This is a genomic window from Pseudoduganella sp. R-31, assembly GCF_049913235.1.
Classification (GTDB): Bacteria; Pseudomonadota; Gammaproteobacteria; order Burkholderiales; family Burkholderiaceae_D; genus Rugamonas.
This window is the reverse complement of record NZ_CP183986.1, coordinates 3,255,833-3,280,872: the sequence shown is the minus strand read 5'-3', so window position 1 is coordinate 3,280,872 and position 25,040 is coordinate 3,255,833. Positions and strand designations below refer to the sequence as shown.

18 protein-coding genes and 4 pseudogenes are annotated in these 25,040 nt (G+C 55.6%); 2 read left to right on the top strand and 20 right to left on the bottom strand.

Translation table 11 applies throughout. The features are described 5' to 3' along the window. Window positions 1–85 precede the first annotated feature (85 nt). From tnpC to tnpA, 3 genes and pseudogenes are all read right to left on the bottom strand, one after another. The gene (tnpC, locus tag ACN9MY_RS15065; protein ID WP_426337579.1) at window positions 86–1,633 is read right to left on the bottom strand and encodes an IS66 family transposase; all 1,548 of its coding nucleotides are present in this window, start codon (window positions 1,631–1,633) and stop codon (window positions 86–88) included. A gap of 30 nt (window positions 1,634–1,663) precedes the next feature. Beyond that, window positions 1,664–2,065 carry an IS66 family insertion sequence element accessory protein TnpB gene (gene tnpB / locus ACN9MY_RS15060; protein ID WP_426337578.1) on the bottom strand — a complete coding sequence of 134 codons (402 nt, stop codon included), beginning with the start codon at window positions 2,063–2,065 and terminating at the stop codon, window positions 1,664–1,666. Next, a pseudogene (tnpA, locus tag ACN9MY_RS15055) lies at window positions 2,007–2,306 on the bottom strand (IS66-like element accessory protein TnpA); the annotation flags it as partial. The pseudogene tnpA and the gene tnpB, both read right to left, overlap by 59 nt. A 353-nt stretch (window positions 2,307–2,659) precedes the next feature. On the opposite strand from tnpA, the pseudogene ACN9MY_RS15050 reads away from it, so the two are divergent. Next, a pseudogene (locus ACN9MY_RS15050) lies at window positions 2,660–2,974 on the top strand (IS66 family transposase); the annotation flags it as partial. A 25-nt stretch (window positions 2,975–2,999) separates the two neighbouring features. Here ACN9MY_RS15050 and ACN9MY_RS15045 read toward each other — a convergent pair. After that, window positions 3,000–4,567 (bottom strand): IS3 family transposase gene (locus ACN9MY_RS15045; RefSeq protein ID WP_426336026.1). Its coding sequence is split into 2 segments (ribosomal slippage): window positions 3,000–4,129 and window positions 4,129–4,567, totalling 1,569 coding nucleotides; the frame shifts between segments, so codons are not numbered across the junction. A gap of 71 nt (window positions 4,568–4,638) precedes the next feature. Here ACN9MY_RS15045 and ACN9MY_RS15040 point away from each other — a divergent pair. Next, window positions 4,639–4,857: pseudogene (locus ACN9MY_RS15040) on the top strand (transposase domain-containing protein); the annotation flags it as partial. A gap of 226 nt (window positions 4,858–5,083) precedes the next feature. Here ACN9MY_RS15040 and ACN9MY_RS15035 read toward each other — a convergent pair. From ACN9MY_RS15035 to ACN9MY_RS14960, 16 genes and pseudogenes are all read right to left on the bottom strand, one after another. Beyond that, window positions 5,084–5,424 (bottom strand): annotated as a pseudogene (locus ACN9MY_RS15035) (integrase core domain-containing protein); the annotation flags it as partial. 177 nt (window positions 5,425–5,601) lie between these two features. Then, complete coding sequence (locus ACN9MY_RS15030) at window positions 5,602–5,958, bottom strand: hypothetical protein (protein ID WP_426337577.1); 357 nt, start codon at window positions 5,956–5,958, stop codon at window positions 5,602–5,604. A gap of 10 nt (window positions 5,959–5,968) precedes the next feature. After that, the gene (locus ACN9MY_RS15025) at window positions 5,969–13,123 is read right to left on the bottom strand and encodes an RHS repeat-associated core domain-containing protein (protein ID WP_426337576.1); all 7,155 of its coding nucleotides are present in this window, start codon (window positions 13,121–13,123) and stop codon (window positions 5,969–5,971) included. A gap of 495 nt (window positions 13,124–13,618) precedes the next feature. Beyond that, window positions 13,619–13,954 carry a hypothetical protein gene (locus ACN9MY_RS15020; RefSeq protein WP_426337575.1) on the bottom strand — a complete coding sequence of 112 codons (336 nt, stop codon included), beginning with the start codon at window positions 13,952–13,954 and terminating at the stop codon, window positions 13,619–13,621. A 124-nt stretch (window positions 13,955–14,078) separates the two neighbouring features. Then, window positions 14,079–14,591: a hypothetical protein gene (locus ACN9MY_RS15015; protein WP_426337574.1), complete on the bottom strand. Its 513-nt coding sequence runs from the start codon at window positions 14,589–14,591 to the stop codon at window positions 14,079–14,081. A gap of 2 nt (window positions 14,592–14,593) precedes the next feature. Beyond that, window positions 14,594–15,337 carry a hypothetical protein gene (locus tag ACN9MY_RS15010; RefSeq protein ID WP_426337573.1) on the bottom strand — a complete coding sequence of 248 codons (744 nt, stop codon included), beginning with the start codon at window positions 15,335–15,337 and terminating at the stop codon, window positions 14,594–14,596. After that, complete coding sequence (locus ACN9MY_RS15005) at window positions 15,318–16,964, bottom strand: GspE/PulE family protein (RefSeq protein ID WP_426337572.1); 1,647 nt, start codon at window positions 16,962–16,964, stop codon at window positions 15,318–15,320. The genes ACN9MY_RS15010 and ACN9MY_RS15005 overlap by 20 nt, the downstream gene beginning before the upstream one ends. 5 nt (window positions 16,965–16,969) lie before the next feature. Continuing rightward, complete coding sequence (locus tag ACN9MY_RS15000; RefSeq protein WP_426337571.1) at window positions 16,970–18,151, bottom strand: type II secretion system F family protein; 1,182 nt, start codon at window positions 18,149–18,151, stop codon at window positions 16,970–16,972. A 22-nt stretch (window positions 18,152–18,173) separates the two neighbouring features. After that, on the bottom strand, window positions 18,174–18,587 hold the full coding sequence (gene gspG / locus ACN9MY_RS14995; RefSeq protein ID WP_426323369.1) for a type II secretion system major pseudopilin GspG: 414 nt from the start codon (window positions 18,585–18,587) through the stop codon (window positions 18,174–18,176). An 8-nt stretch (window positions 18,588–18,595) separates the two neighbouring features. Beyond that, window positions 18,596–19,057 carry a type II secretion system protein gene (locus ACN9MY_RS14990; RefSeq protein WP_426323367.1) on the bottom strand — a complete coding sequence of 154 codons (462 nt, stop codon included), beginning with the start codon at window positions 19,055–19,057 and terminating at the stop codon, window positions 18,596–18,598. A gap of 3 nt (window positions 19,058–19,060) precedes the next feature. Continuing rightward, a complete protein-coding gene (locus tag ACN9MY_RS14985; RefSeq protein WP_426323365.1) occupies window positions 19,061–19,435 on the bottom strand; it encodes a type II secretion system protein in 375 nt (124 codons plus the stop codon). Continuing rightward, the gene (locus ACN9MY_RS14980; RefSeq protein ID WP_426337570.1) at window positions 19,435–19,926 is read right to left on the bottom strand and encodes a type II secretion system protein; all 492 of its coding nucleotides are present in this window, start codon (window positions 19,924–19,926) and stop codon (window positions 19,435–19,437) included. The genes ACN9MY_RS14985 and ACN9MY_RS14980 overlap by 1 nt, the downstream gene beginning before the upstream one ends. Continuing rightward, on the bottom strand, window positions 19,923–22,241 hold the full coding sequence (locus tag ACN9MY_RS14975; protein ID WP_426337569.1) for a cohesin domain-containing protein: 2,319 nt from the start codon (window positions 22,239–22,241) through the stop codon (window positions 19,923–19,925). Before ACN9MY_RS14975 ends, ACN9MY_RS14980 begins: the two co-directional genes overlap by 4 nt. Before the next feature lie 3 nt (window positions 22,242–22,244). Then, complete coding sequence (locus ACN9MY_RS14970; RefSeq protein WP_426337568.1) at window positions 22,245–22,757, bottom strand: hypothetical protein; 513 nt, start codon at window positions 22,755–22,757, stop codon at window positions 22,245–22,247. Then, a complete protein-coding gene (pilO, locus tag ACN9MY_RS14965; RefSeq protein WP_426337567.1) occupies window positions 22,750–23,292 on the bottom strand; it encodes a type 4a pilus biogenesis protein PilO in 543 nt (180 codons plus the stop codon). Before pilO ends, ACN9MY_RS14970 begins: the two co-directional genes overlap by 8 nt. 1,246 nt (window positions 23,293–24,538) lie before the next feature. Beyond that, window positions 24,539–24,895 carry a hypothetical protein gene (locus ACN9MY_RS14960; protein WP_426323355.1) on the bottom strand — a complete coding sequence of 119 codons (357 nt, stop codon included), beginning with the start codon at window positions 24,893–24,895 and terminating at the stop codon, window positions 24,539–24,541. Window positions 24,896–25,040: the final 145 nt, after the last annotated feature.

Here is a 25,040-nt window from a genome sequence, read left to right as displayed (position 1 = left end):
GCCGTAAGCGTCCGTTCAATACCGTATTGAATGAAGCGCCTACTTCCCTGATGATGTGAACACACCGCTGGGAAGCGGCGTGTAGTTAATTGGAAGGTGCGAGCTGCGCCGCGCAGTTCCAAGGCAGGAACTCGTTAACACGGTTGACGGGGTGGTCGGCGATGTGGGCCAGCACATAGCGCAGCCAAGCTTCGGGGTCGACACCGTTTAGCTTGGCCGTGCCGATCAGCGCATAGATGGCGGCTGCGCGTTCGCCGCCGCTGTCTGCACCGGCAAACAGGTAGTTGCGGCGACCCAGGGCAACGCCGCGCAGGGCGTGCTCTGCGGCCGAGTTGTCGATCTCGATCTGGCCATCATCGCAATAGCGGGTCAACGCTGGCCACAGCTTGAGCGAGTACGTGATGGCAGCGGCCGTGTCGGACTTGTTCGACAAGGTGGTGAGCGTGGCGCGCAGCCAGCGTTCAAGATCGTCCAGCAAAGGGCGTGCGCGCAGCAATCGAGCGTCGCGCCGCAGATCCGGTGGCTGGCCCCGGATCTCGGCTTCAATGGCATAGAGCGCGCCGATACGCCGCAACGCCTCGGTGGTCACGGTCGATGGCCGTGCCACATGCAGGTCATGGAATTTGCGTCGTGCGTGCGCCCAGCACGCGGCTTCGTGTACCTGGCCGCTGTCGAAGATGGCATCGAAGCCAGCATACGCATCGGCCTGAAGGACGCCTTTGAATTGGGCCAGGTGGGTTTGCGGGTGGATGCCTTTGCGATCTGGGCTATAGGCGAACCAGACAGCCGGCGGCACCGCCGATGCGCTGGCACGATCATCGCGCACATAGGTCCACAGGGGTGCCGTGCGCGTTGTACCGTTTCCCGGTGCCAGCACAGGAATTGGCGTGTCATCAGCATGCAGCTTGGTGGCGGCAAACACATGGCGCTGAACCGCATCAACCAAGGGGCGCAGCAAGGTGCTAGCGGCGCCAACCCAATTGGCCAGCAGCGAACGATCCAGCTCGATGCCTTCGCGCGCATAGATCACGCTCTGGCGATACAGCGGCAGGTGGTCGGCGTACTTTGCCACCAGCACGTGAGCCAGCAGGCCAGGGCCAGCAATCCCTCGTTGTACCGGGCGGCCTGGCGCCGGCGCCTGTACGATGACGTCGCAGCAGCTGCAGGCCAGCTTCGGGCGCACATGGCGAATCACGCGGAAGCTGGCCGGCACATATTCCAGCTGCTCCGATACATCCTCGCCAAGGTGGCGCAAGCCGCCGCCGCATGCTGGGCAGGCATCTACCTCCGGGGTATGCACGCGTTCATCGCGTGGCAGATGATCTGGCAACGGCTTGCGCGCCGCCTTGCGGCGCGCTGGCGGGTAGGACTCTGGTTCGGCCTCTTCGGCGGCGCCCGTTTCAGCCTCCAGGTCTTCCAACTTCAACTCCAGCTGCTCGATCTGGCGTTCCAACTTTTCGGAACGGCGGCCAAACTGCATGCGCTGCAGTTTGGCAATCAACTGCTTCAGGTGTTCGATCTCTGCCGCGCGGGTGTCAAGCTGCGCCGTCAGGCGCTGCACTTGCTCGTCGCGCGCCAACAGCATTGCCTTCAGGGCGGCAATGTCGTCGGGGAGATCGGTGGCGGTCAGCATGCGCCTCAGTTTACGAGAATGCTGTCATGTTTACAAGGCCGACTGTGGGCGCCAAGTTCGCTCGGGCCGGCGCCAGTCAATGCCTTCCAGTAGCATCGACAACTGCGCCTGCGTCAGTGCCACACTACCGCTGCTGGCCTGTGGCCAGATGAAGCGGCCGCGCTCGAGCCGTTTGGCCAACAGGCACAAACCGTCACCGGTCCACCACAACAATTTGATCAAATCGCCGCGCCGACCACGGAATACGAAAACGTGGCCGCTGAATGGGTCTTCCGCCAGCGCGGTCTCTACCTTCGCAGCCAGGCCGTTGAATCCGCTGCGCATGTCGTGGTGCCCGCCGCCAGCCAGACTTTCGTTCCCGCCGGTAGGCCGATCATCGCAGCACCCGATCCAGTATTTGCGCCAACGTAGAGGGATCTGCTTGACCGTCAATGCGCAATCTCACACGCCCAATCTCCAGCGTGATGGCACCGGTGTTGGGCTGTTCCGGCACTGGCGCTGTTGTTGGCGCCGCCAACATCACCGGCAGCAACGCAGCCTCCTGCGTTGACCCATCGGGCACCGGCAGTTCCGCCTCGAACAACTTGCGCCAACTGAATACCTGGTTTGCGTTCACGCCGTGTTCGCGCGCTATGCGAGCGACCGAGGCGTCAGGCTCCAAGGTCAACGCGACGAGCCTGCGCTTCAACTCAAGGGAATGGCGCCGGTATGTACCTCGCGGAGCGCGCTGAATGACTGGTTGAGAATTTGTGTCCATAATCAAATTTGTGGGCACAACTGCTGTGCCAAAATTCAATCATGGCTGGGACCTGCTAGACGGTCCAGACGGTGGTGACTGTACGCTTACCGGTGCCCAGCCTTGGCGAGCCGAAAAACTACGCATCGATTCGCCGCTGGCTCGCCATGCGTCTAACCGTTCTTGCCACAGTTGCTGCTTGTCTTGCTTCGACATTCCTGCCTCCAAAAAAGACAGGAGTATTGAACCGTTCAACAGGAAATTACAGGTGGTAGGGCTGGACGCTTACCCTGCATGTAGCACGGCCATCGACCGTGACCACCGAGGCGTTGCGGCGTATCGGCGCGCTCTATGCCATTGAAGCCGAGATCCGGGGCCAGCCACCGGATCTGCGGCGCGACGCTCGATTGCTGCGCGCACGCCCCTTGCTGGACGATCTTGAACGCTGGCTGCGCGCCACGCTCACCACCTTGTCGAACAAGTCCGACACGGCCGCCGCCATCACGTATTCGCTCAAGCTGTGGCCAGCGCTGACTCGCTATTGCGATGATGGCCAGATCGAGATCGACAACTCGGCCGCAGAGCGCGCCCTGCGCGGCGCGGCGCGTGTCAAGGTAGTTGTCGCCCGATTCAAGCAGCAATTTGCTGAGTATGGCTCTCCTTTGCACTGGTGGAAACGACGTGATCGCGCTCTGGGTTCAAGGTAACGGCGCCACAAGGTGCCCAGTTGCGCGTATTGCCCGACCAGCGGGCCGGATGGCGCGCCTGGGCAGCCAAATAGAGCTGATGCCGCGCTGCCAGAATAGCCTTGTCTTGCCCAGCATGGCGCTGTGCGGGGCTGACATAGCGAATGCCGCTGTGTCGATGTTCGACGTTGTACCACTGCACAAAGCGGGCGGCCCAGTCGCGCGTGGCGGCCAGATCGGCGAAGCCACCCGATGGGAATTCCGGGCGATACTTTGCGGTGCGGAACAGTGCCTCGGCGAACGCGTTGTCGTCGCTCACACGCGGGCGCGAGTAAGAAGGCTTGATGCCCAGCCAATGCAGCATGGCTAACACCGTGGTCGCCTTCAGTGTGGCACCGTTATCGCCATGCAGCACTGGCTTGTTGCGGTTCATAGCGACGCCTTCGGCCAATGCGGTGCGGCGCACCAAGTGACTGGCATGGTCGGCATCATCCTCGGCATGCACCTCCCAGCCAATGATCTTGCGGCTGTAGAGATCCAGGATCAAGTAGAGGTAAAACCAGCGGCCCGCCACCCGAGCCGGCAAATAGGTCATATCCCAGCACCAGACCTGGCCGGGCGCAGTGGCGATATGTGTGGTCGGTGGCCGCTGCCGACGCGGCGCTTTGGCCCGACCGCGATGGCGAATCTGACCATGGGCGCGCAGGATACGACTGAATGTCGATTCGCTGGCCAAGTAGACGCCCTCGTCGGCCAGCATGGGGACGATGCGAGCCGGCGGCATGTCAGCAAAACGCGGTTCGTTCGCGGCGGCCAAAACGGCAGCGCGTTCGTTCTCCGTCAGCGCATGCGAAGGCAGAGGGCGTATTACCGTCGGCCGGCGGTCGCCGTTTTCCAAGCCGCCGTGCGCTTGCCAGCGTTGCAGGGTGCGCGCATTCAAGCCGACTGTGGCACATGCCTCACTCAGGCGTGCACCGGCCTGGCAAGCGTCGGCGATATCTCGGGCCATGACTTGGCGATCTTCGAGTCCGATCATTCGTCCTCGGCCTTGTACTTGCTGAAGATCGCCTCGGCTTTTTTTGATAGCACGAGCAAAGCTGCCGTCTCCGCTAACGCCTTGTCCTTGCGGCGGATCTCGCGTTCCAGTTCCTTGATGCGGCGCCTGTCTTGCTTGGCCTCTGCCGCAGTCACGCGCTTCTCTCCAGGTTCGGCTAAAGCATTGATTGCATGCTCGCGCCACACTGCCAGCTCGTGCGGATAGACGCCATTACTGCGGCACCAAGCGCCTTTGTTTGCCTCGTCCATCATGGACGTCGCCAGCACCGCTTCAAACCGCGCGGCGGGCGTCCATTCGCGGCGTTGCGTCGGATTGGCCAGCGCTTCACTGCGCCAGCGTTCCAATGTCGATTCGCTCACGCCAATCGACAAGGCGACATCCTTGATCGACGCGCTCTCTGGCGGCAACAAACGCGCTACCGCCTTATCCTTAAATTCCTGTCCGTACCGTGCCACTTCACACTCCTGTTATCGCCCCCATTTTCTCAGATCTATCGGAGCGACAACTATTTTGACACTGGGGGGGCGTTGCCCTAGGTCGCCGCAACTACCTGTTTGCCGGTGCCGACAGCGGCGGCGAACGCGCAGCCGCCATTTATGCGCTGATCGGCACGGCCAAGCTAAACGGTGTCGACCCCGAAGCTTGGCTGCGCTATGTGCTGGCCCACATCGCCGACCACCCCGTCAATCGCATTGACGAATTCCTGCCCTGGAATTGCGCGGCGCAGCTCGCACCTTCCAATTAACTACACGCCGCTTCCCAGCGGTGTTTTCACATCATCAGGGAAATAGGCTCTTCGTTCTATACGGTATTGAACAGACGCTTACGCTACGGCTTCTTTTTGCCTGGATCGCCGCAGACTTGGCGTCGTCGTTGAACTTGGCGATACGCTGGCAGCCCCGAAGACAACTGACGTCGCTCTGAATTTTGATTTATTCAGACCGGACTACCTAGAGTGGTAGGGCTGGCCGCTTACGCCAATTCTCAATGACTAGCTTGGTCTCCCCTGCTCACGAACCATTCCGTCTAAACGTTCTTCGCGCAGCTTTTCATTAAAGTTCTCCACAAAGCCGTTTTGCCAAGGGCTGCCAGGCGCCTCGTCGGCCGGGACGACATTCTGGTCGCGTAGCTACTTCATCACTGCCTTGGCCGTAAATTCCGCGCCGTTGTCAGACCAAATGTATGCAGACTTCCCGTAGATTCGCATCAGCCGGGATAGCGCCAGGATTACGCCTCGGCTGCGCAATGACTTGCCAACTTCGATGGCCAGACATTCGCGCGTGTGTTCTTCCAGGATGCAAAGCATCTTTACCGCGCCGCAACTGGATGCCAAGTGCTTGATCCTTGACTGGGTGCTTCAGCTAATAGCTTGCGATGCCCCTGCTTACCCCGACAAATCAGCAGGCAGCACGCTCAAAGAGACATCCTGCCTTTCAGAAGAGTCCGTCTAAATAGGGGTATGCCAATACCACGGATTCACCGACATCACTCAATCAAACTTACCTTTGTCATATAAAAACTCCTCAAATTCCTCATGTAATCCTTCACCCAGACTGGATCCATGGGCGTCCACCAAATAGATTCGCCCCTTGCTGGACATTTGCGTCGCTCCGTCCAAAATACAAAGGAACGAATGCGCCAGTCCTTGCACACATTCTTTCAGTACACTCTCCACGTCTTCAGATATTCCCTTATCCACCAACAGATTCTGCAATCTTTTAAATGCAGCTTCATTTCGAACCCACACTAGATCAGCAGTTTCATCGGTAATGGAAGTAACTGTAGTACCAACCCAATAGTCCAGAGATTCAGACAAATCCTCAAAGAAATCCATTTTATTAGACATATACAGCCTTTCAACGGGCGTAAATAAAGTATTTTCCGTACTTCTGATCAATCGAAATTGCAAAATTCATAATCTCCTGGACTGTTGGGCTCCTCCTCAATGAACGCTCCCATGCGGTCCATTCATTAGTGATCTGCTTGTGAATATTGGGTGCAACCCCACGCAACCATTCCTTTCTATGAATATTCATTAATTGCCCAACAATTGACTCGTACTTTTGAGGAATGCTGTGGTGCACATCAAGGCCCTTTATCGAGCGTCCCAATGCATTTTCAAAAAGCTCACGATAATTTCCAGCATGTGGAACGATTTCCGCAACTGCATTATCACACCAACAATTGTGGACCAAAGCTTTTTGAGCACCCGCGAAATATGTGTGGTAGTCAGCAACAGTGAGATTGAAGGTCGTCTCTACCAAACCCAATGGCTTCAACGATATCACCTGAATGGGCTTTTGGTCGATGTCGACAAGCATCATTCCTGTTACTAACTTCGCGGAATCCACCCAACCTTTGTCAACTACCCAGAACGGATGGTTGTCCGTCACTTCCAGTCGATCAATTACTCCTTCGCTCGAGCGAGTAACCAACTCATATAATGGCTTTCCGTTCGTAATAATTACATCAGTGACTGGCTTCAACTGTGTCTCGCCAGCGTTAGGGTCACGTGCAAATACTAACTGCCCGATTCGCACTTCTTCGATTGGAATAGTTCCGCCAAACACATGCACTGGAGTTCCCGCTCGGAAACAGCAGCCACATGCACGGGAAGCTCGGCGCGCAATCTTTGCCGCAGCTGCGGCACCATCACCTGGCCCCGGAGCTAAAGTCGCAAGAATACCTACCGCACCCAATCCAAGATCCCAACCATCCGATTTCCCAAAAGGAATTTCAACCGCCGTCAACGCGAAGTCAGCTACGTCGGGAACAACGCCAACGCCTGGGAATGCACCTCCAGCGCTAAGCCCCATGTGCGCCCATTTACTGAACCTGTCATAGGTAGACGGTCCCGCGCCAGTCGAATACTTCGAACCCGAATTTACGGTCATCGCGGTGTCTGGCGCTTTTGGCGCTTTGCCGGCCGGCGATGGACTCGGCGCAGCTGGCGTTGCCGGCCCAGGAAGGGGGGACGGTTTCGGATCATTCCTTATGGCGCTATAGTTAAATTGGAAGCACCAAGGGTTGCAATTCGTACTTCCGGACCCGCTAGTGGGCTGCCAAGGATTGTTATAGGCGACCTGCCAAACTTGACCGTAAACAGGGTCAAATCCTGTGGGATCAGTATAGGCCAGCGGATTATTAATCACATAACTATACCGATTAAGTGATTGCCCATTAAATGGATCCGTCACATGCGGATCGGCGCTGAGGAAGCGCGCTGTATTTGGGTCGTAAACCCGTCCATTCATGTGCACCAAATCAAGCTGATCCAGCATTTCATGCCCGGTATACCCGCTGGTATCGGGCATCCCATTGAGAGAAATGGGCATCCCGGCTTCATTCAAACGACGCCACTTGCCCCACACATCGTAAGACATGCGCTCTTTCACCGCGCCCCTGATGTCGGTCAAAGCAACAGTACTTCCCAGATGATCGACATGCGACCAAAGCAATTCGGTTGTAGCGTTCGGACGGTCGATCTCCAGACCAATTCCAGCAGGCCAATAAGTTTTCACCGTGTTTCCGTTCGCCGACGCGACGACCTCTTGGGGGCCTGCGTAAATGACATCTCCACTTTCGCCGCGATCCTGTCGTGTGCGTTGGCGCTCCGGTCCATAGGCAAACTTGCTCCAGTGTCCTGCCGCATCCGAAATCTTCGCCGGCATATCAAAGTCGGTCCATTCAGTTGTACGACCAGCGCCAACCAAGACATTGCCGTTATCGTCGTAATTGAATGCACCTAACCCAGTGATGTTCGTCACTGCGTGCGGTTGCTTAACACCGTTGCCCCCAGGCGGATAGCTGTAGGTTCCTAAACCAGACTTGCTTGCAATGCTCCCATCGTCGTTATAGGTATAGCTTTGCTCTTGCGAAAGCACTTTACTGGTTTTGACCCGATTTAAATTATCGTAAGTGAAGTCTTCGATGAAGCCAGCGTTCTCCCAATACTGCACACGCTTCTTAACATTACTTAGCTTGTCGTATTCGTACGAAACTTCCGTGCGACGGACGCCGCCAGCACTGGTCTGGATAGAGGTCAACGTGCCAGTGTAGTCATTGAACGCTTTGGTTTCGATCAATCCATTGCCGAGCTTGGCCTCCCTCAGTCGATTCGCAGCATCTTGCTTGTTCACCTTCCAAAGCTCGAGGTCCCCACGCATTACGCGCTCGATGTAGCCCCATCCGTTGTAAAGCATATCGAAGCGCTTGGCAGTGTCGGCATTGCGCTGATATACCTGAGCCTTCGGTCGGCTCCAATCATCGTATTCTGTTTTCTGCGTATAGGTGCCATCAGTGAGCCATTGCGTCACTTGTTTTGGCCGCGCCAATTCGTCATATTCATACGTGCGCCTGTAACCATCCTTGTTCGCGCCGACATATGCTTCAGCCAATTGGCCGATGCCGTTTGGTGCAGTGTCATAGATCCAATGACTTTCCAAATCAAATGAATAGCGCCCCGTCACACGGTCCAACATGTCGTACTCAGTACGTGTAGAGCGGCCCTTCCCTCGTTGGTTTGGCGATACTTCTTGCCACACTCGTCCCAATGCATCGACATCGTAGTGGATCCAACCCAGATCGGGGTCATTCAAGTCCGTCTTACGGCCCAAGCGGTCATACGAGATCGTCGTTACGTTGCCAAGCGGATCAGTCACGCTGGCCAAGTCACCAAATGGACTATAGGTGTAGCTGGTTGATTTTCCGTTCGCGTCCTTAACCGACCGTATTTGACCAACGACATCCCTCTCGATGGTGCGCGAATATGTCATCGGATTGGTCTGGATTGTTTTATAACCAGCGTATGCCGTCTTGTTGACGGTTTCTGCCCCAGTCTCGTCCTGGCCGTAAACAAACTCCACGCGGCCAAATCCATCGTAAGCAAAACGTTTATCCAAATAGCGCTGCTGATTGAGGTAGGTCGGTTGATACGTTTTTTCCAAACGACCTTGAGAGTCATATTCTTTATCGGCGCGGATACGCGTACCATCAAAGCCCCAAGTTTCAGCGGTAAGTACACGACCTTGAGCATCTGCATAGGCCAATAAAGGCGCATCAGTTCTATTGGCACCGTTGAAAGCATCCGTTATCTGAACAACTTTTGCGCCGCCAGGGCAGTCGCCCAAGCAACGTTTAAAGTAGCTCTGAACACGAGAGCCGTTCTGGTCGTTGATTGTCGTTTTAATACGACCAAACCCATCCGGCACAGCGCTAATCGATAGACCGTTTGGGCCTTTCAGGCTGATGATGGCGCCAGTTCCGCCATCAAATCCAATGGTCTTCTGCTGGCCGAGCGCGTTCTTGACGGTCAAAGGGAAACGTCCTTTGCTCTCGTAATCGATGTCGCTAACCACACGCGTTAGCGTCTGGTTCGAATGCTTCCAAGTCTGTTTGGTCTGCTTCACCAGACCGAACGTATTGCCCGTCCGGATGTAATCCGTCACAACACGGTAGCGGTCGCCCTCATCCCCCGTAGCATCGGGTTCGGTCGTCACTTTGCTAAGCAGGCCGTTAGGATCAAAGGCATAAGCAACTTTACGCGCCTCGCTAGTTTTCACACCCGCGACAGTACTTGATTGTGTCCGAGTAACGGAATCTGGCAATCCGATCAGCCACTTCGTTGCATTGTCTTGGTACGTGGTAGCGATCGTCGTAACGAACTCGTTGCCACCTCCACTACTCACAATTTTTTGGAGTTTAAGATTGCCATAGCTAGCTGCCGATGTTTCCTCATAGGTGTTCGTTGTCGTGACTGTTCCAAGCTCTTGGCCGTACCAATCTCTTCGCGTTATGGCGCTTTCGCCTACATACGGAAACACGGTGCGAGCGCCATTCGCATACGTGATTGTCTGCGTCTTTAACGTATTCTTCTCGTCCGCCAATGCATTGTTAACGCGGCTGGATACCCATTTCGTTTCAACCTGCCCAATATGCGGCCAAATTTGTGAGTAAAGGCTGTCGGTTTGGATGCCATTTTCGACGTCCGTTGTTTTCACCCTGCCAAAACCCAGAACCCCACGACCTTGAAGGTTGATAGCTGGGGCTGAGTACTGATAAGTGTAGCTTCGCGAAACGGACGCTCCATTGCCATGCGTCGAGCGCTTGACAAGCTTTCCACTGAATGGCGACTGTGGTTGCGGATAGGGCCTGTCGTTTGTCGACCGGTTATCGTAACCCTGCTCTTCATACATCACAGAGTCTACGGCCCCTAGACCGTTCGTGACGCGATGAATTCGGTCAAGCGCTTGACCTGCGGACGCAATATCCACAGGTGCATACACTTCCCATCGCCCATCTTCTACCCAGACATTGTTAACATATTTGCCAGAACGATACTTCACCAACTGTGAACGTCCTGTTCCCAGTAGATCCATGAAATAGAACTTATCTTCAGCCGTCACCTCGGGATCGATGTACTTGCCTAAAGGAAGGCCTGGACCCGCCCAATCCGTGCAAACCATGGACGTGTCAGACTTATCGGCTGCGGTCGAATCACCGGTAAGCCGGCACATTTGAAGTTGCCCCGATCGCGTCGCGATGCCGTCCACCATTGACTGTTTTTCGACCAATATTCCTGGCATGCCGTCGCCGACAAAATTGCCAACGGAGTGAATCACGGAATAGCCCGTATCGCCCGGAGTCTCGGTGCGTGCGCCGCTGAATTTTCTGCGCACGTCGCAATCCAGTGATCGACCAGTGGACAAACAAACTGTAGTTTCAATTCGGTTGTACTTAAACCAGTCCTTAGTCTCGATATATCCAAATATGAGGCTGTTGTACCCCGAACCGTTAAAGTCAGCGGACAGACCGCCCCCCTGATATGGCCAATCAAACTGGTAATACGACGGGCACCATGCTCCTTGCACTGTGCAGGAGATCTCAGGATATACGTAGTCGGCGACCTGGGCGAGACTCTCCCCTGGCTTGCGGAACCCGGTAATTGCAACGCGCGGAGCAAGATTGGCCCAATATGGCTGTTGGATAGGATTCCCATTCTGATCGCGCTCAACATACATTGGTGCGGTCCACCGGGTATCATAAGGCTTACCCACGCCTGCGTAATCGACCATCTGCGTAAAGGCAACGTAGTCTCGCTGAGTGAAGCTCGCCGAGTTTGGATCACTAAATGTACTATTAAGTACCCGTTTAGGAGGGTCCGAGTCCTCCACACAAGAACTGCCAGTGCAAAGGTAAGCTTTGCCATTTGCATTGATTGGCGTGTAGTGTGAGGGGCGACCATCGCCGGTAACGTCCACTACGTAGGGCATTGCGCCGATTACGTTTTCGCCTTTGGCGGCCAAACTGCCATCGCAGTTGAAAACGAACTTCGAGACTCCCACCGAAAGCGTCTCTAGCCGAGCGAGCGGAGAAATACAAATCTTGGTCCCGCTTGGCGTTGCGACCAGAATATCGGGCGCGCCATTGCCGTCAAAATCGCCAATTTCAAGTACAGCAAATGGTTCATCTGTACTCAGGCCATACATATACTTTGCAAAGCCGGCACTTAGGGAGCCACTATTGTGGTAGTACGCGTACTCCTTAAACAATGTACCGGGGGGAAAGGGATTTGCAACCGTTGCCATGTCAAATCCCGTCCCACTTGGCAACGGCGAGGCTTTGCGTTTCTCAAGAACGTCCGTCGCACCGTCGTTATTAAAGTCCGCGAAGGCGAAATAGTCGGCATGGTTAAGTGAGGCAGGATAATCGAGCCTCTGGTTTGTTGTCAGGATCGGCGCCCCGGCCCAATTGCCAATGAACTCAAAACCAGGTGTTTTGGATGGATCAGGTTGTCCCCAATCGAATTCAGTTTTTGGCAGACAGGTCCCACGCGCGCATCCCTGAACCGACTTCAACAGGCTACGACCACTACTCTTGCTGGCGATATATTCCAAGTGATACCGGCGTACTTCGTTCCATCCAGCCGGTACCAGCCCATTTGAGACAGGACCATCAAGGTTGTCACCAACATAGGTAACAATCCCGCTAAGGCGACTAACGAGGTCAATGCGAGTCTCATCCAGATAGCGCTTCCATTTGTCCGAGCGCGTGTCATCGTAGCCAAAGTGAACTGCAGCGTGTGGTGTGTTGGGGCCCGAAGCGCCCATGCCGCCGTAGCGAATGACAGACGGGCGGTGTTCACCGCGCGTCATGTTTTGGCTATATTCGAATTTGATGTAATTGCCGATTCTGTCTTCAATGCGGCCAATCGCCCAAGACTGCGCCCCCAGCTTACTTGCTGCATCGGGCTGTTTGCCGTTCACGCCGCTTTGCACAGGCTGCACGACAACTGCGACGGTAGCTGTACCGCCACCGTACGTCATGATTCGCCCGTCTTTCGTTTCAACCTTAAAAGTGCGAGCGCCAATGCTTCCTAATGCAGTCACTCGACTGAACGTTTCTATCTCCGTTCGGTATTCGGCACCTTCCGACCAATAGTTATCGTCAGTTACAGCCTTGTTTACGAGGACCAGACGCTGACCGTCCAGACAAAGACGATCAGAGGTCGTGAAGCTGACCCGATCATTAACGCCATCTTGAGCGATAGTTTTCGCGCAGCGCGTGATACTCGACAGCCCGCCGATAGACCACCCTACCCCGAGAAGGCCATTCTGAGTAGATCCACTATAGTTCAGCGATAGACTTGGCTGAAGACCTGCCGAACCAGGCGGCACAACAAGCGGAATGCTGTATGTTGCAGCCCCCCCGTTAGAGACTCCTAGTTCACCCGGCAGAGTTCCACCGTCTGGATCGTTCAGATGCGGTACCGAAAGATTCGCAAGCGTGATTTGTCCCGGAGTGCCGGTTCCCCCGCTCCCACTACCGCCTCCTGTCCCACCACTTGGTGGCGTTGTCGAAGTCCCCGAATCATCGTCTAGCAATAGGCTAAAAATGGCATTCATCGCCGCTTTCACGGCAGTTGGATCGGAGCTCGGAATTGTCGTATCCGCCGCGATCACAGGCAGCATTAACGTCGCACAAATAAGCGCAACAAAGGTTTTCTTCAACATTGGGTTTAGGTTTTGTGAAGCGGTCGCTAGGGGCGATATAAGTTATGACCGTAGTGGCAAGTTATGGCTCAGTATTGTTCAAGTCGACTGTCATTCGTCGACAAATAGCGAACGGACTCTCGAACCCCAACCGGTGCAACTATCGGCCTCAATCCTCACGTATTTGCCAGCCAAAAGAGCACCAAGAGCAGCGGCGTACACTTCCTTTCCGCCAGGTGACGAGAGTTCGAGCTTGTAGGTGTCTGTTTCGCAAGGGGCAGACAATTGGCCCACATAGATGTATACGACCGGACCAGCATCGTAGATGTAAGGACGCAGGCTTCGAATTTTTACAGCGGCGCCTGTTGGCTCCGCAAATGCGCCAGCAGACGCAAGACTGAGTGCTACAGCAACTAGCAACGAACTTTTAGATTTAAACATCGGCGAATCGGTATAACGAGGTTTGAATGAAGCGTGAATTTTGGACGTGCCGGACTTGGCAATGTGCAGACTGTTCTATTTGATCAGGATAATGGACTGGATCTTGGTGCCCCATCCGGTGCAGCCACTATTTACCGCCTCAATGCGGACAGACTTATCCGTCACCAACGCAGTTAACGCAGCCGCGTATGCCTCTTTGGCGCCAACCCAGGAAAGGTCAATCACATAGCCCTGCGTCTCACACGGCTGGTTGGTTTGGCTTACTTCAACATAAATATTTCCGCCAGACGGCGTGTTGTATGGGCGAAGGCTCAGAATCTTCACTGGCGCCCCGGTTGGCTCTGCAAATGCAGATGCAGCAAATAAGCTCGCCATTACTGCGAGCACTACCGACAAAAGCGTCTTCCCCATCTTGTATCTCTTCGTAATATCGCTGGACTTATTGATGCTTCAAGCCTTGGCGTGTGGACAAATGTTTAATTGTATCAAGCTGTATTCATTTTTAGCAACAGGTATGAACGAAAAATCATTGTCCTTAGTGGGCCAAAGTAGCCCTGATTTCAAATGCAATCGTCATCATCCGGGCGCGCTGCATGTTCTTCTGACGCGTAAGATGAACGTTCATCAGGTTTCTCTGCCTCCCCAGGCGCTCGATGAATTCAACAACAGCCAACCCATCTTTTGCCTCACCGCGCAGCACAAGCTGGCGCGCGGGTTTGTCTGGCTGAAACGCCAGCAGCTCTATGTCGGCGTTACCGGCACGCTCAACTGCCACAAAGACCGGCTCCCAATTAAATCCGCGCTCAGCCTTCAATACGTTCCAGCGCTTTAAGTCTTCCACCTGGGTTTTCGATAAGCTAGGCGCAGGTTTCGGCCTGTTCGCGGTGCGCAGGGATTTCTCCTGCGCGTTCCATGTGGTGGCCCTTCCGTGTTCCGCTCTCGCGACTAGTCCCAGCCAAATCGATACGGCAGCCAGGGCGAGGCAAATCAGCACCAGCCTTGCGGTATGGCGCGACTCTGGCTTCAAGTAGTTCGTCATTCGATCCATGTTCACCTCCACGCGCGCAATGGCAGCCGTGCAGTCGCGGCATCCGGCAGACATGCCGAGACGATGGAGTCCAGTGACACGGAACAATCCGGCTCGGAGTGCCAGGTAGAGACTTGTTGAATATCCCCCTGCGCAACTGCCACTCGTTTCATGAGTCGATTGGCGGCCTGTTCGAACGAGCCGGCAAGAGGTTGCACGTCAAGATCCAGGAATCGAGCGCCCTGCCCTACAATTGCCGTTAGACGGGCAGACTCGCGAAGCAGCACAATTTGCTTGGTTTGCCCCCCCCCCGCCAGGCGCCAGTACGCTGCAGCCGACACGGGCAGGACCGATGACAGCTTAAGGCCTTTCGCCGCCAGGAGTTCAAGTACCTGCTCAATCCACTGCCTGCGTACCGCATAAGCAATTCCCATTGAACGGAAGTGACGGAAACCTGTCTGCACGATCCACCCCTCATCAACTGGTGCCCCTCGCTGCTCAAAGGCCGCACGCGCGTAGGTGCGCAATTCGTCCGGAGAAGTCAGCAACTCCTGCCAAGCCAATGGCATGACAAATGCAACGCTGTCCGAGATCATTAGTTGTACACGAGTGCCCCTGCGTAGCGGCTTCGCTTGGGCGCTCAGCATACCTTCGAGCGCAACCAGCAAATCCTCCGCCCCATGCGGAGTGACGACAGCATCGCGCACTATCCAGGATTGGCCTGGAAACAGGCCGATAGTAAGGCGCTCAGGCCACAAAAGTGACACGATTCACCTCCTGCAGTGTGGTATGGCCTTCCTTCACCAGGTCCAGCGCAACGTCGCGCAGGAAGCGCATCCCTTCGCGCCGCGCCTGTTCCTTCAGAGCGCGAATCGATGCCCGCGCGACGATCATCTCGCGGATTTCATCCGTTAACCGCAGTACTTCCGCAATTGCTCGACGCCCTTTAAAGCCGGTATTTCGGCACTGGAGGCAGCCGCGCCCCGCGTGAAATCGATAATTCTCCGGATCGCGAATGCCGGACTCCTCCAGCAATGACGCATCAATTGCCACTGGCTCACTGCAATGCGGGCAGTTCTGTCTCAAGAGTCGCTGGGCGACCACACCCGTCAACGACGATACGAAGTTATAGGGGTCAACCCCCATGTGCATGAAACGACCAATCACGTCGAACGTATTGTTGGCGTGAACGGAAGTGAACACCATGTGGCCAGTCAGCGCGGATTGCACTGCAATCTGCGCGGTCTCGGCGTCGCGGATCTCGCCCACGAGGATTTTGTCGGGGTCATGACGCAGGATTGACCGAAGGCCGACTGCAAAGGTCAGGCCTTTCTTCTCATTGACGGGGATCTGCAGCACGCCCGGCAACTGATATTCGACGGGGTCCTCAATGGTGATGACTTTGTCTTCGCCGCGGTTAATTTCAGTCAATGCGGCATACAGCGTCGTGGTCTTGCCGCTGCCGGTCGGCCCGGTCACCAGCATCATGCCGTAAGGTTCTGCTGCAAGGCGGCGCAGCAAGCGGATTGTCTGTTTATCGAAACTGAGCGAGTCCAGCGTCAAGCGCTGAACGCTGTCAATCAGCGCCTTCTTGTCAAGCACGCGCAGCACGGCATCCTCGCCGTGAATGCTTGGCATGATCGATACGCGGATGTCGATATCACGCCCCCTGCTCGCAACACGGAAACGGCCGTCTTGCGGTATGCGCTTTTCGCCGATGTCCAGGTCCGCCAAAACCTTCACACGTGCAATTGCCTGGTCCGCAAGGGCCGGGTTGTTAACCGAAGCGATGTGATTCAGTACACCGTCGATACGGAACTTGATCACCAAGCCTTGCGGCAAAGTTTCCAAGTGGATGTCGCTGGCCTCCATTCGCAAGGCGTCGAACACCGTGGAGTTGATCAGGCGGACGGCGGGGCTGGCCTCGCCCTGAATGCCAGTCAGGGTCAAGTCGGCGCTTGAGTCGCGCTCGATCTCACTAGCCTCTTCGATGCCCACCGCATCTGCCACGGCGCTAAACGTACCTTCATACGACTCAAGGCGCTCGCGTATGGCAGCCGGGTCGCCAAGGTAAATGTCGGCCAGCGGCAGAGTCGCGAGCCACGCGCCTGCGGCTGCATCGAACGGCAGGCCGAGAACGGCAACCAGGCCACCATCGTCTTGCTCGGAAATGATTACGATGCGCTCCAGCATATCTTTGTAGGGTGCGCGATCAAACGCCGGTACCAAGCGTCCGACTTCGCTCGCATCAATAGCGGCATAGCCAAGAGCTTCCGCCGCCTGCTTTAATGCTTCGGCTGGCAGTAACCCCAGTTTTTCGGCCAGCAGTTCCAGCCAGCGCTGAGGAGGATGCGCGGCCTGACGCGCCTCATCGAGTATCTTAGGTGTCAGCATAGGTATCAAGTGATATTCGCCAGATCGAAAATGGGGCTGTATAGCATGAGTACGATGGCACCAACGACAAGGCCAATACCCAGCATCAACGCCGGTTCAATCAACCTGCCCGCGGTGTCGATCCAGGTGGCTGATTCCTGGTCATAGAAGTCTGCAATGCGCTCCATCATTTCATCAAGGTTGCCGGAGGATTCACCGGCCACAAGCAGGCGCTCTGCCACCTCTGTACTAAGGCGCGACTCCGTCATCGCACGGGACATTGCTTTGCCTTCACTGACGTGCTGCAGAGCAGCAGCCAGGTCGTCTTGCATAGATTCAGGGAGCGATGCTTGCGTCATGCGCATGGCGGCCAGCACGCTTACGCCGCTGCGCAGCAGCATGCCCAAGGTGCGATACAGGCGTGCCAACTGAAGAATCCAGACACGCTCGCCAATCCACGGTGTGGCCATGAGCCTGCGATAGGCGAGCGCATGCAGGCCTGGATGTAGAACCATTGCAGCCACCGTCGCAAACACTGCGGCGGCGATGGACCAGGCCATCAAAGTGTTTTCACGGACAAAGCTACCCCAGATCTGCACAAAGCCCCCCCGAGCCTGCCCTGCGGCGCCGTCATCGTATATCTCGCTGAAGCGCGGCAGCACGTACATCATCAAGAAGCCAATCACCAGCAAACCAACGCTCATCAACACTGCCGGGTAGGTGGCCGCCGCACGCAACTTGCCTCGAATATCGTCCACCTGCTTCTGGTAGCGCATATAGCGTTCCACCGCAGCGCGCACGGTGCCGGTGGTTTCGCTTGCCTGCACCATCGCCACGTAGAGCGGCGGAAAAACGGAAGGCAAGCCGGCCATTGCTTCGGATAGCTGGTTACCTTGCTGCAGGCTTTGCAGGATCGCGTTGTAGACGGTGCGATGCTGTTCGCGGCGGTCGCTCTTGCCCAGTATCTCAATGGCATCCACCACGGTTTGGCCGGCCTCAAGAAGTGAAGACAGCTGCTGGTTAAATACCGTCAAATTGAAAGATGACCGCTTATGCCCGAATGCCAGGCCCGAACCCACCGCACGCAAATCAAGCACGCGCACGCCTGACGATGCAAGCACGCGGTGCGCCTCGGACTCACTGGCCGCGCTGACTTCAACTTGCTGAACGCCATGTGTGGCACTCAGTACCTTTGCCTTGAACTGCATCAATCAACAAAATACAAAAAAATTAGTAATTCGGGATGTCGGCATTCTCGCCTTCACCGCCCTGCTTTCCATCGCTGCCAAACGACATCAGCTCAAAATCACGGCCATCGACGCCTGGAATCTTGTACTGGTATGGGCTCCCCCATGGGTCGAGAGGAATGCCTTTTTTCACATAGGCGCCGTGCCACATTGGTTCGTTGGGCGGCTGCACGTACAGTGCGGCCAGGCCCGCCGCAGCCGGTGGGTAATGACCGGTGTCAATGCGGTACTGCTGCAAAGCTTTATCGAAGGCCTCGATCTGCACCTTGGCGATTTGCACCTTCGACTTCCCAATCTGGGAGAAGTACTTCGGGCCGACGAATGCCGCCAGCATGCCGACTATGACGATCACGACCAGTAATTCAAGCAGAGTGAAGCCTCGCGCCCTTTGATTCATGACTTTTCCTAACCTGGTGCAAATACGAACTTCCAGTCGCGATAGCTCGCCGCGTTGACAAATGTCTTCAGGTCGTCCGAAAAGCCGTCACGCTTGATTGGTCTCTGCTCAGACAAGGAATACACGCCAATAAGCTGCTTATGTTCCTCATCGAGGTACACCAGACCCCACTCTTTGCTACCGTTCATTGGATCGCGGAAGCGCTTGCGCAAATGCTTTCGAATCTTGGTTCCTCGCCTGTCTTCGAGCAGGGCATCCAGCGTCTCCGGATAGATCTTTCCCGTGCCCGGCGCATTTTCGTAATACGCTTTTATGGCATTCCTGTACGCGATTCCAGTTGCCAGCAGTTCAGCTTCCTTCGAACGGCGCTCCTCAGTCAGCGTATTGCGCAACGCACGCACAGATATCAGTGACATCACCGCGACCAGAAACATCACTACCACATAGCTGTAACCACGCTGCCGCTCCATACCTCACCAGTCTCCAAGCTGGGTATTGTCGCGACCAGTACCAGTTGCGCCGCTGCGAACATTTGCAACGGCACCATGCGCCGCGGTTTCCGGCGGCATTACGATCCAGGTGCTGCTGCTGTTGGTAAATGGATCCTTCGGGATCGCGCGCAAATACTTATCCTTGACCAGGTCTTCCAGTTCGTTCGGGTACGCGTTGTGATCCGCGAAATACTTGTCGATCGCATCGCGCAACAAGTACAAGTCTTCGCGCAACACATCTTCCTTGGTCCGGTCGATATTGCTGAAATAGCGTGGCGCAGCGATGGCTACGATCATTCCGACAATGGCCAAAGCGACGAGCAGTTCAATCAAGGTGAATCCGTTTTTCGCGCGCATTACCACTCCTTGTAAGGCACGCCGTTCAGGCCTGTCCTGTCCGACATGGAGTACACGTCAAACACATCGTCGCCCACCTGCGGTTGCTCGCTTGAAGAAGCGTAACTGCGTAGTCCCCAGGTACTGGCAGCCGCGATTCTGCTGTCTCCATAAAATGGATCACGCGGAATTCGACGCAAAAAAACAAGCCTCGGCTTCTTCGGATCTTTGGCATCCTCAATTCCATCCGTCAGCTCCAGCAGGCTCGCCGGGTATCCCGTTTTGCCGTCTTCTATTTTGATACGGCCATCCGACGTGGCCTGCTTGTACGCATCGATCGCATTGCGGATGTCGCGCAGTGCCACGCGCAGGGCCTGTTCTTTTTGGCGCTTTAAGGCTGTTTCCATAAACGGAACCGCGACAGACGCCAGTATTCCAACGATCACTGACGCCGCCAGCAATTCGATCAGGCTAAATCCACCACTGCGTCGCACACGCAAGACAAGCATCATGGCGAAACCGTTATCTGGTGCGAATATGGCAAGCCGGGTCGCGATACCGCACGCTGCGCGCCAATTGCTGTCATGCTGATTACGCTAATTTGAGCGCCAGGTGCGATACTCTTTGCTTTGACCTGTACGGACATCAGCTTGCCAGGCCCCTTGACACCAGCAGCACCAGGAATGCTGGCTCCCAGCGACGCGCGCCCACCAGCATTGTCGATCGTATGGCTGAACGCTCCCTTCCCTTCCGGGCCGAAATATCCGCCATCGCTGACGGAGACGATCTCGAACTCGGCAGGGTTGAACGCCAGCTGCAGCGACGCAGCCCGCAATGCTTCCGGACTATCCATCGTCAACTGCAGCGTAAACACCTCACCAACTTTCGCAGACGGCGGCCCTTGCCATTGGAATTTCGGCGCATCTGGCGGCGAAGCAGGTGGCTGCATCGGTTGCGGCGCCGATTGCGCGGCAGGCACTGCGCCAGGAGCAGCACCTGGCGCCGATGCGCCATTCGCCTGCTCAAAATTACGCAAGCGAAGCGGCTTGCTGCTCAACGTGGCTTCGGTGCCCGACCAGAATGCTTCCGCGCTGGCATCCTTGCGCTGCATGTTCCGGATAAGGTGCGGGGTAATCGACAGCACGATCTCAGTCTTGTGGCGATTATCGCTCTGGCTGCCAAACAAGCGGCCTACTAGCGGCAAGTCGCCAATCAGTGGCAGTTTAGCGGCCGCCGAGCGATCTTCGTCATTGATCAACCCCGCCAGGATTTGGGTCTCGCCATCCTTCAATCGTAGCGCACTGCTAAAGTTGCGGGTGCCAATCTGGTATGCCTGCGAGCCATTATTGGTCTTGACCGAGGACACGAGCGAGCTGACTTCCAGTCCCAGTTTGAGACCGATTTCGTCGCGTTGGTGGATATCAGGCTCCACATCGAGTTTCAGACCAACATCGAGGTATTGAATATTCTCTGTGACAAAATTGCCAGAGGTGGTCGTCGTTACCACTGGCACCTTGTCTCCGATCAGGATTTTCGCCTTTTCCCGGTCGCGCACGCGGATTCGAGGGTTCGCCAACAAATTGGCGTCGCCATCCGACTTCGTCAGGTTAATCGTCGCCGACGGTACCGTGATACCAATGCCGGCAGATGTCAGCGCTTTCAGGTCGCTCAATTTCATTGTGGCTGCAGTCGTGCTACTCCCACCCGAACCACCATTGGCCAATGGAGCCACGGTGAACTGGCTGCTCCACTGCACGCCGAGGTTCAGCAACCGCGAACGGTTAATTTCCAGCACTTCCACTTCCAGCATGACTTCGGGTTCTTCCAGGTCGTGCAAGGCCAGCAGCTTGGTGGCCAGCGCGATCGTTTCCGGATTCTCACGCAGGATCAGCATGTTGTACTTGTCGTCCACAAAAACGTCCTTCAATTTGAGGACTGTTTTCAACATGCTTGCAGCCTGCTTGGCCTCAACGTTGGACATATAGAACGCCTTGACCATCAGGTCCTGGTACTCTCGATTTTTGCCGGACGTATTCGGGTAGATCAACACGCTGCTGGGGTTCAGAACCTTCTTTTCGAGCTGTCCCGTCGACAGAATTACGTCAATTGCATCGTCGAGCGTGGTGTTCTTCAGGAACAGGGTCGTGCGCTGATCCGACCTTACGTCACGGTCGAAAATGAAATTGATGCCGGTAGTGCGCGACAACGCGTCAAATACGAATTTGAGGCTCGCATCCCGGAATTCCAGATTGATCGGCTTGCGGTACATGGCGCCCAGGCTAGGGGATGTCATTGTTTCCTGCGCCTGCAGCGTCTCGATCTCCCGCTTCAAGGCGCGCGCATCTGCGTGATTTGGCGCAACTTTCAACACCCGAGCCACCAGTTCCGATGCTTCCTGAGTATTGCCACGCTTGAACGAATCCCTCGCATTCACGGCATCTGTGCTCGCGACTGCCGTTGCAGACAACAGTTCCAATCCTTCCAGGGCCCGGGCATTCGTAGCGTCATATTGCAGGACAGAGCGATAGGATTTCTCTGCTTCTGTCATTTTCCCGTCCGCGTATGCCGATGCGGCGCTTGCCAGCAATTTTGCCGTGACAGTTTCGCGTGTACGCAGCCAGTCGCGGCGATACTCCACATCGCCTGGCGACTGCTCCGCGGCCATGCCCAGTTCCTGCACGGCGTTGGCGTACTCGCCCTTGTCCAGCGCAACCATCCCGCGCCGGTGATGGAGAGTAGCGTCACATCCCGCCAATAGGAGGGACATTGCTGCCGCAGTCATCGCGGCCATCGGCCGCAATCGAAGAATCATCGGTTTGATACGCATTGTTCAGTTGCTCTGCATCGACAGGACTTGCCGCTGCTTGGTCGGTAAATGTTCGAATTCAATCTGGGTCGGGGTGATCGAAATCACCTTGTAAGTACTTTCCAGGACCTCCCCTGCCCGCGCCACCACCGGCTGATCGCCGCGTCCCAAATACACAACTTCATCGGCGCCATCCTTCAAGCGCCCCATAAACTGGAACGGCAGCGCAGGCGGTCCCTCGGGAATGGTCAACGGCGCTATCGGAGGGGGAGCTACCACTTCCTTTACCGGCTCCGGAGGCGGCGGTGCTGGTACCCAGTTCCTCGGTTCAAATGGATCGCTGCCATCGGATTCCGCGCCAAGTTCTTCTGCGACCTGCATCGTTCCAGGCACAGAGACCGCAGGCCTTTGAATTGTTTCCGAAGTGGGAATTTTGACTTGCGCGGGCGCTTCGTCGCTCGTTCCAATTGAAACATAGACGGTCGCGGCCAGGGCCGAGAACAAAATCACTTTCCGCACAACGGTGGCCTTATCCATGCAGGCTCCGGCGGTAGAAGGCTGAAAAAGCCAAGTCGCAGCTCAGTGGCGCAACAGCGACATCCTTCCGCGCACAGCTAATCGAATCCAGCGACACATTGTGCAAATCGGTGGTGAAGCGGGCACTGAAGCCACGAATGGCTCGATAACTGCCGTTGACCCTCATCGTAATGCGATACCGAATGAAGGGTTCGCTGCTGTTTTCATCCAGCGCATAAGCGACTTCGTCGAGAGGCAACTGCGTCTCGGCCGCAAATGCATTCAAAGACTGGACCAAGCTGGCGTTATCGAATGCAGGGAGCTCCACCGCCGCCGGGCTTTCCGACTTTATTTCTGGGGCGCGTGCCTTCATGCCGTCTATTGATTCCTGCAATCGCTGCAATTCAACAAACGCCTGCCTTGCTTCGCGCCGTTGGTCTGCAAATGCAAGCACCGCTGCAACCAATGCAGTGCCAGACACAGCAAGAAGCGGCATAACGATCGGCTGGGCGCGGAACAGTCGCGCACCATGAAAACGAAGAAATGGGAGAAGCATATATAACTCGAAGAACGTCGCTGGCAATTTGCCGCTGTTGCGGCAAGTCGGCCTTCGCCGATCTGCTCGAAGTCGAAGAAGGCTTAATAAGGTCCTTCAACGTAATAGGCCGAAGGCATTTGCCCCCAATTGGGAATAGAGCTGCAAGTGAAAGCGCTGTCGTTGTAGTAAAGGATCATACTTTTTCCCGCGACTCGAGCGCTCACCAACGATGCATACGCCGCTTTGCATACGGGCACTGGCATTGCAAAACTTCCCTGGGTCACCACGCTGCAAATCGAGTGGACCGCGGTTGAATTGGTGAGCGAAACGTAGATCCGGCCCTCCGCATCAATCCCTAGATGTGCGACGGTGCCATTGCAACTGTAGGCAAACGAATTCAAAGGAAACGCAAGCACCGCCGAGAGACCGACAATTGCGACAGATTTCCGGCGAATACGGAACGACAATTTCCGCAACTCCATAATTTATTTCTCCAAAATACTGACAGCTTTCCCAGGACAGTTCACCCACCAAGCTCGAGCAACTCAACAAACAAGTCGTCCCTCTGTCACCTGGTTGCATATTGTCGATCCGGCCAGCTGTCTTCCCCGGCATTGCGCATCCGCCGCCAGTATCCTGGGTGCAATCTGCGTTTTCAAAAACCTCACATTATGACCGTCAAAGCAATATTTATCAACGCCGATCTGCGGAGCTCGCGCCATAAAGACAACCCACACACAAGCAACAACTGTGATCGAATTGCAACTATTTTTTGAGGATTCAAAGCCTCCCGTTGATGATAAAAATGAAATTTAGATACCTTTGGACTTATGCGCTACTGGCTGGGATCTCGCTTTCCGAAAACGCCCATGCCCAGTCGAACTCAGGGGCTGTCTCCATCACCATGATTCGCACTGGCTGGGGCTCCGATACGTTCGCCATTGAGACTGGACAGGCAGTCGTCAACCCGGCCCACTGCTCCGCGCCGGACGCGTATATGGCGGCAATTCAGAGCCGGGCTATAAAACACACTATGCGGCCGCGCTACTAGCCTTTTCGACAGGAAAAAACCTGACCGTCATCGTCAGCGACACGGAGTGCACCGCAGGGCGCCCGCTAAATCGCCTGATCCACATGTGGCACGAAGGAACTGCCGCGTCAGACTTATTTCGACGGAACAAAAGATGGCGACCTGAACCGGGCAGCAAAGGTGTAAAGTACTTGCTACCCGTTTGTTCAGTTAGGCGGGACTGGAACCAGGAGGCTAGTTCGAAACGAAGAAGTAGGCGAGCTTCGAATAGCCTTGAACAGTACACCCCTCCACGGAAACGGAAATAGTCTTTCCAGCAAGGGCCGCAGCGAGAAACGACGCATATGCTCGCTTGCCGATTGACGTGTCACCATTATCAAAGCGAAACTCGTTCGAAGCCCCATTTGCACAACCAAGCGTCGCCCCAAATGCGCTGCCGTCCAACGTTACAAAGCAAATGCCGTCCGTGTTATGGCACCCCACACCCACGACTTTACGTCCAGCAACATATTCGCTTGCGTTAGCACTGTTGCTGGTAAGTGACAGACAAATGCAGAAAACGGCACTTAGAGCGATTCTTAGATTCTTCATGAGCCTTCTCAGGACTGATTGTTAACAAAAACTGTGGCAATCTTAATATGAAATCGTGCACAGACGCAAATTTGAGCCCGTGCGCTCTAGCCGTTATATCAACGCGTACAGCTCGCGAATTCTTCGATTGCACCTCCCACGCCAC

Coding starts and splice junctions, on each gene's coding strand:
- ACN9MY_RS15005 (WP_426337572.1), bottom strand. CDS start 16,964: ATGCTGACACCTAAGATACTCGATGAGGCGCGTCAGGCCGCGCATCCT.
- ACN9MY_RS15030 (WP_426337577.1), bottom strand. CDS start 5,958: ATGTCTAATAAAATGGATTTCTTTGAGGATTTGTCTGAATCTCTGGAC.
- ACN9MY_RS14970 (WP_426337568.1), bottom strand. CDS start 22,757: ATGGATAAGGCCACCGTTGTGCGGAAAGTGATTTTGTTCTCGGCCCTG.
- ACN9MY_RS15015 (WP_426337574.1), bottom strand. CDS start 14,591: ATGGATCGAATGACGAACTACTTGAAGCCAGAGTCGCGCCATACCGCA.
- ACN9MY_RS14990 (WP_426323367.1), bottom strand. CDS start 19,057: ATGGAGCGGCAGCGTGGTTACAGCTATGTGGTAGTGATGTTTCTGGTC.
- ACN9MY_RS15000 (WP_426337571.1), bottom strand. CDS start 18,151: ATGCAGTTCAAGGCAAAGGTACTGAGTGCCACACATGGCGTTCAGCAA.
- ACN9MY_RS14985 (WP_426323365.1), bottom strand. CDS start 19,435: ATGCGCGCGAAAAACGGATTCACCTTGATTGAACTGCTCGTCGCTTTG.
- tnpC (WP_426337579.1), bottom strand. CDS start 1,633: ATGCTGACCGCCACCGATCTCCCCGACGACATTGCCGCCCTGAAGGCA.
- ACN9MY_RS14975 (WP_426337569.1), bottom strand. CDS start 22,241: ATGCGTATCAAACCGATGATTCTTCGATTGCGGCCGATGGCCGCGATG.
- ACN9MY_RS15020 (WP_426337575.1), bottom strand. CDS start 13,954: ATGGGGAAGACGCTTTTGTCGGTAGTGCTCGCAGTAATGGCGAGCTTA.
- ACN9MY_RS14980 (WP_426337570.1), bottom strand. CDS start 19,926: ATGATGCTTGTCTTGCGTGTGCGACGCAGTGGTGGATTTAGCCTGATC.
- gspG (WP_426323369.1), bottom strand. CDS start 18,587: ATGAATCAAAGGGCGCGAGGCTTCACTCTGCTTGAATTACTGGTCGTG.
- pilO (WP_426337567.1), bottom strand. CDS start 23,292: ATGCTTCTCCCATTTCTTCGTTTTCATGGTGCGCGACTGTTCCGCGCC.
- ACN9MY_RS15025 (WP_426337576.1), bottom strand. CDS start 13,123: ATGTTGAAGAAAACCTTTGTTGCGCTTATTTGTGCGACGTTAATGCTG.
- ACN9MY_RS14960 (WP_426323355.1), bottom strand. CDS start 24,895: ATGAAGAATCTAAGAATCGCTCTAAGTGCCGTTTTCTGCATTTGTCTG.